General features: G+C 58.3%; 4 protein-coding genes. All 4 read left to right on the forward strand.

Annotation, left to right across the window (positions count from 1 at the left end; all coding sequences use genetic code 11):
* Positions 1-1,211 (forward strand): hypothetical protein (locus tag ACIREA_RS23495; protein ID WP_397384780.1); only part of this gene is annotated, 1,211 nt, incomplete at its 5' end.
* Positions 1,212-1,260: 49 nt separating this feature from the next.
* Entirely contained in the window at positions 1,261-2,247 is a 987-nt protein-coding gene (locus ACIREA_RS23500; protein ID WP_294405418.1) for a hypothetical protein, read from the forward strand.
* Positions 2,241-3,026 carry a hypothetical protein gene (locus tag ACIREA_RS23505; protein ID WP_397384781.1) on the forward strand — a complete coding sequence of 262 codons (786 nt, stop codon included), beginning with the start codon at positions 2,241-2,243 and terminating at the stop codon, positions 3,024-3,026. Before ACIREA_RS23500 ends, ACIREA_RS23505 begins: the two co-directional genes overlap by 7 nt.
* Positions 3,023-6,529 (forward strand): BREX-1 system adenine-specific DNA-methyltransferase PglX, encoded by a 3,507-nt coding sequence (gene pglX / locus ACIREA_RS23510; RefSeq protein ID WP_397384782.1) that lies wholly within the window; start codon positions 3,023-3,025, stop codon positions 6,527-6,529. Before ACIREA_RS23505 ends, pglX begins: the two co-directional genes overlap by 4 nt.
* Positions 6,530-6,645 lie beyond the last annotated feature (116 nt).

Genomic DNA, 6,645 nt, shown 5'->3' on the forward strand with positions numbered 1-6,645 from the left:
CCGGGCGTATTGCTCATGATGCTGGGCCGCCTGTGCTCGCCGTGATTGTGGACATCGACCCAGAGGTCTGCCGTCTGGGTTATGGCGAAATCGAAGCCATCGACATCGTTCGTGCCGCTCTCGCCGCCAAAGGTTCGTCTCTGCAAACCCAGGTGGGTGTTCGCATCGGCCTAATCGTGGCTGATGAGGAGATCCTGGTTTTCAGCCCCACGCCTCGGTTGATAGAGGCTGGCTCCACGTCCGATAACACCCCCAATGCCATCCGCATTACCAAGGCTGCCGCTATCGACATCGCCAGCGCATGTGGTGCAGGTCCTGAACTGGAAGTCCTGGTGAATCAGGAGCTTGGGCTTGATTTCGTCGATGATCGGAAACTCGCCGCTGTGAAGCAGGACCTCAAAGAAGTGCCGCCTCGGCCCTTCAACTTGGTTCGCTTGGAACGCGTCTTCAATTATCGCTTGGAGTTCGTTGAGTTCTCCGTTGAGCACTACAAGCTCAAAACCCGCTCCGTCCCGTTGCCTCCTGAGCTGCTGGGTTTGGCGGAAAAGAACCTTCAGGACCGTATCCGAAACACCTTCCGTGTTTTCGAGAGTGGCTCGCCATTCGAGTTCAAAATCCCCGACCCATGCCCGCCACCTCCTGAGGGATTGCTAGACGAGCAGCAGCCAGAACCCGACATCGTCGTCACTGAAGAATGGCTGAGCAAGGAAGCTGACCGGCTTCGCAAGAAATACTTCATTCCCCTCGGCTCTGCTGCCTATGGAAACCTGATCCTCAAACGCCTCAAGCCGGAGTTCGAAGCCGAGGTAGAGCGACTGAAAAAGATTGTGGAAGCCTACGCGAAGGAAGTTGTCTCCTCCATCAAGGCCAAGATCGCCGAGACGCGGGATGATCTCATCAAAGCGCTTTTCCCGAGAGTAAAAGCAGCACCTCCGGCCAGTTGGTTGCGTCGATCCGTGGACGGGAAACTCAGTGATCAGGCCCTCCAGCAGCGGCTTGAGGAAGAGGTGGATCGTGCTTTTGAGAAAGTGGAGGAGGCCTTCGAACCCAAGGTCGCCTGCATTTTCAAGGGGGTGAATTACGAGACCATCACCGCCGACACCCATTTCCGGGAGAAAATCCAGGCCCATTTCGGGAAGGAGGAAGCCACCAAGCTGCTATCCGAATACGATGCTTCCCGCGCCCAGCAGCCCCCACCGATACACAAATAATGCACGATACACTTGCCATGTGTATCGTGCATAAATAGTGTATTCAACCATGATTCCCCTCACACAGCGTCTGCTCGACTACCTCGAAACCGTTTCGGGGGAGCGTCCTCATCTGGTGGCCGAAAAGGCCGCCGGGCTGCCGCTGTTCCTGCGGGAGCGCTACCAGATCCAGAGCCTTCACCTGTTTGGCCGAAGGTTCCTGCTCGCTATGGAGAAAAGCGACTGGGATGCCGGTTCCCCCGGCGAATACGAGAATCAGGCCGAGACACTGAGAACCCAACTTGGCGAAACGGTGGTGCTCGTGCTGCCCATGCTGCCCTCCCATGCCCGCAATCGCATGGTTCGCTTGGGCATCCCCTTCATCGTTCCAGGCAGCCAGTTATTCCTGCCCACGGCGATGATTGACCTGCGCGAGCGCTTCTCCCAGCCCAAGCCGGAGCGTGGGAAACGTCTCACACCAGCCGCCCAGTGTCTCGTGCTTTACCATCTTCAGCGCCATTCTTTGGAGGATTTGCCCCTGCGGATCATTGCCGAAAAGATCGGCTATTCACCCATCATGCTCACCAAGGTGAAGGATGAACTGGAAGCGGCAGACCTCTGCGGCACGTCGCGCCAGGGCCGTTCCATCACTCTCGCATTCAAGGTGCATGGCAGGCAGTTGTGGGAGCGGGTGCAGCCTCTCCTCTCCAGCCCGGTGAAAAAGGCCCACTGGCTGCGTTGGGAGCAGCCTGGCTATCCGGCCCTTGCCGCAGGTCTCACCGCACTGAGTCATCGCACGGACATCTCGGATGATCGTCTGCCCACCTACGCGCTGCCCTCCGCCACTTTCCAAGCCAATCTCGAGCGCGGTCTCTACCGGGGATGCCAGGGGCCGGAGGAGGCAAATCTGCGCATGGAGAGCTGGAGTTACAATCCTCAGCTCTTCGGCGATGACAAGAAGGTCGATCCACTCTCCCTCTACCTCAGCCTGCGTGACTCGCCGGATGACCGCATCCAACAGCAGCTCGAAAGACTCATCGACCAAGTCTCATGGTGAAAGGCATCAACATTTTCCGTGATCACTTTCGTGCCTTTGAAGGTGCCATGACCCTCATCGGCGGTGCCGCCTGTGATGAGTGGTTTGGCACCAACGGCATGAATTTTCGCGCTACCAATGATCTAGACCTCGTGATCATGATGGATCAGGTCGAGCAGACATTCCTAGATGCGATGCGCGCCTTTATCCAGGAAGGCGGGTATCAAACCAGTGAGCGAAGTGACGGTGTTCCCATCCTTTACCGCTTTGCCAATCCTACGCGGGAAGATTTCCCTTCCAAACTGGAGTTGAGCAGCAGAAAGCCCGAAGGTTTTGAACTCAGCGACGGGCAGAAATCCATCCCCGTGTTCCCAGAGCTTGGCAGGCACAGCCTTTCTGCCATCTTGCTCGATGACGCCTACTTCGGACTCATCCAGACCCACCACGACGAACGCGATGGTCTCTGGGTCGCCAATGCCAGCTCTCTGATTCCGCTGAAAGCCCATGCTTGGCTGAATCTGACCAAAGCCAAGGCTGCCGGTGAAACGGTGGATTCAGGGAATATCAAAAAGCACCGCGCCGACGTCTTCGGCCTTGCCGCCACCCTACCTGGAGCAGCCGGGCCTGAACTGCCTGATTCCGTCGTACAGGAGCTCGAGGCTTTCCTCCGTGCCTTCCCCATAAACTCGACGGATTGGCCTGCCATTCTCGCATCCTTGCGTTCCACCCTCGGTATCAGAGCTAATCCTGAAACCTTGCGCACCGCCATCCAAATATATTTCCGTCTTCCTGCCGCATGAACACCTCCGCCCTCAAGACCTTCGCCCCCGCCGTCCGCCGCCAGCTCATGGAGGCGGTCACGCGAAAGCTCGACTTCGCCCTCACTGCCCAGACGCCCGACTACCTCACCACCTTCGCTCCGCAGGTGGCGGCGTTGCGGAAGCTCGCGCAGGCAGACCGCGCGGGCCTTATCGACCGGGTAGCCTACACTTGGTTCAACCGCCTCGCCGCGCTCCGATTCATGGACGCCCGCGGCTGGCATCCGTTCCGCGCCCGCGTCCTCACGCCGGCCAGCGCGGCGGAGACGCAGCCCGAGCTGCTCAAGCTCACCCGCACCGGAGCCTTGCCCGAGGAGCTAAAGTCCCACACCGACCCGCAGCGGCTCAACGACCTTCTCGATGGCCGCATCCCGTCACCGGATGCGCAGGGCGAAGTCTATCGCCACCTCGTTCTCGCCGCCTGCCGTTTCTACCACGCCCTGCTGCCGAACCTCTTCGAGAAACTCGACGACGAAACCGAGCTGCTCCTGCCCGATGACCTCCTCACCGAGCACTCCGTCGTCCACGGCTTCCGCACCGAGATCAGCGACGAAGACTGCGGCGACGGGCAGCGGGCCAATGTCGAGATCCTCGGCTGGCTCTACCAGTTCTACATCTCCGAGCGGAAGGACCAGGTCATGGCCCGCAAGAGCGCCGTGCCCACCGAGGACATCCCCGCCGTCACCCAGCTCTTCACCCCGCACTGGATCGTCCGCTACCTCGTCGAAAACTCCCTTGGTCGGCTCTGGCTGCTTAATCGCCCCGGCTCCCGGCTGCGCGAGCACATGCCCTACTACATCGAGGGCGAACCGGAGACTGACTTCCTGAAGATCACCAAACCCGAGGAAATCCGCCTGTGCGATCCCGCTGTCGGCAGCGGGCACATGCTCACCTACGCCTTCGATCTGTTGGTGAAGATTTACGAGGAGGAAGGCCATGCACCCACCGAGATTCCCGGCCTCATCCTTCGGCATAATCTACACGGGCTGGAGATCTGCCCCCGCGCCGCCCAGCTCGCCGAGTTGGCCCTCGTCTTCAAGGCCCGGGAAAAGGCCCGGCGCTTCTTCCAGGCGGAACACCTCGTCCGGCCCCACATCATAGAGCTGCGCGATGTGAGGTTCGAGGAAAACGAGCTGCGCGACTACATCCAAGCCCTCGGGCTGGGAGAGCTCTTCAATCAGCCCATGCTCAAGCTGCTCCACCAGTTCGAGGAGGCAAAGAACTTCGGCTCGCTCATCCAGCCGTGCCTCGACGAACGGGCCATCGCCGACGTCCGCCGCGCCATCGAGGCGAAGGACCTCGGCGGCCAGCTTTTCCTGCGCGACACGCACCTCAAAGTCCTTCGCGTGCTCGATCAAGCCGAGGCGCTCAACCAGCGGTATCACGTCGTCGTGGCCAATCCGCCGTATATGGGTGCCGCTGCGATGAACCCTCGTCTCAAATCGTTCATCGAATCGTCATGGGCTGCTGGGAAGGCGGACACTTACGCGGCCTTTATTTCAAGAAATCTCTCTCTAGTGCTCCCACTTGGAAATATCGCGATGATCACCATACCCAATTGGATGTTCTTGAGGGCGTTTGAACTACTCAGAGATGAGCTTCTCCGCACGACTAGAATATCCAGTCTTGTCCATTGTGGTCGAGGTGTGTGGGGGTCTGACTTTGGAAGCTGTGCTTTTGTCATCAATTCTTATACGGGGACGCGCACTCCTGGGCGATTTAAGCGCCTTTTCCAACGGCAGGGTGAAGTCCAGGCTAACGAACAAATAGAAGCGAATTTTTTCAATAGGGGTGAATTCCCCGAATATTCTGCTACTAATCAGGACTTTCTGACCATCCCAGGAAGTCCAATCGCTTATTGGGTCTCCCCTAATTTTCGTAGAGCCTTCGAAGGCCCACTGCTTGCGGATTTTGGAAATGCCACTGCGGGCATGAACTCCACGAACAACAATCTTTTCGTCAGACAATGGCACGAACTCTCAGTGGGCAAGATTGGCTTTGATGCGCCAACAGAGGAAATGTCTGCCGCAAAGGGGAAGCGCTGGTTTCCTTACAACAAAGGAGGTGACTTTCGAAAGTGGTATGGAAATCGAGACGTCGTCCTGAATTGGGAAAATCGAGGGAAAGAGATACATGAATATAATAATCTTCCGATGACCCATCGAGGCGCACCTGTTCGTGCCAAGCAATTTCAATTCTTGCCATCGGTTACGTGGTCATTTGTTAGCTCTGCGAATTTTGGCGCTCGCTACTCTCCTCCAGGATCCATGTTCGATGTCGGAGGCTCATCGTTCTTTCCGACAAAGTTGTCATTGAAGTTTGCGACGAGCTTTTTGTGCAGCTCACTCGCATCTACATACCTGAGGGCTTTGAATCCGACGCTAAATTTCCAGGTTGGGAATATCGGAACACTTCCATTGCTGATAGAACAACTTAAAGATCGAACTTCTGTAATCGAAGCTCTGGCTGACGAGGCGATATGCTTGAGTCGAGCCGACTGGGACAATTTCGAGACCTCCTGGGACTTCTGCGACCAGCCTTTGCTGCGGCCTGGGCTGAAGGGCGCGACGCTGGAGGCGAGCTGGCGGAATTGGGAGGCGCAGAGCACTGCCGCCATCCGCCGGATGCAGGAGCTGGAGACAGAGAACAACCGGCTCTTTATTGCCGCCTACGGCCTCGACGACGAGTTGCAGCCGGAAGTGCCCGAGGCTCAAATCACCCTCGCCCGCGCCGAGGCCCGCCGCGACATGGCCGCCTTCCTCTCCTATGCCGTCGGCTGCATGATGGGCCGTTATGGGCTCGACCACCCCGGCCTCATCCTCGCCAACGCCGGCGACACCCTGCGTGAGTTTCTGGAAAAAGTGGGCAAGCCACTGGCCGAACTCACCTTCGTCCCCGATGAAGACGGCATCATCCCCGTGCTCGATGGCGAGTGGTTCGAAGACGACATCGTGGCCCGCACCCGCGATTTCCTCCGCGCCACCTTCGGCGAAGCCACGCTGCGGGAGAACCTCCGCTTCATCGAGGACTCCCTCGGCAAAGACCTGCGGAAGTATTTCCTGACCGACTTCTACAAAGACCACCTCCAGACCTACAAGAAGCGCCCCATCTACTGGCTGGTCCAGAGCCCCCGCAAAGGCTTCAGCGTCCTCCTCTACCTGCACCGCTACACGCGGGACACGATGAACCTCGTCCTGAACAGCTACCTCCGCGACTACCAGGTAAAGCTCCGCAACCGCCTCGCCCACCTCACCCAGGAGCAGGCGACCGCAAGCACTGCCAAAGCAAAAACGGAGGCCCGCAAAGAAGCCGACAAAATCACCAAGACGATTCACGAGTGTGAAGAGTGGGAGCGCCAGACCATGTTGCCGCTCGCCCAAGCCCGCATCGAACTCTACCTCGATGATGGCGTGAAAAACAACTACCTCAAACTCGGCGAAGCCCTCGCCCCCATCGCTGGGCTGGCGAGCAAAGAAGAGGATTAAGACCATGCCTCCTTCCGACAATCCATTTTCCGCAGGCGAGCAAGCCCTTGGTTACCTCTACCAATTCCGATATGCACTGCTTCAGACACTGCGCCTGCCGGAGAAAACCGTCTGCT

Source organism: Prosthecobacter sp., from assembly GCF_044373815.1.
Taxonomy (GTDB): domain Bacteria; phylum Verrucomicrobiota; class Verrucomicrobiia; order Verrucomicrobiales; family Verrucomicrobiaceae; genus Prosthecobacter.

Bases quoted from the DNA above. Each gene is read 5' to 3' on its own strand.
- ACIREA_RS23505 (WP_397384781.1), top strand. From the start codon at position 2,241: ATGGTGAAAGGCATCAACATTTTCCGTGATCACTTTCGTGCCTTTGAA.
- pglX (WP_397384782.1), top strand. From the start codon at position 3,023: ATGAACACCTCCGCCCTCAAGACCTTCGCCCCCGCCGTCCGCCGCCAG.
- ACIREA_RS23500 (WP_294405418.1), top strand. From the start codon at position 1,261: ATGATTCCCCTCACACAGCGTCTGCTCGACTACCTCGAAACCGTTTCG.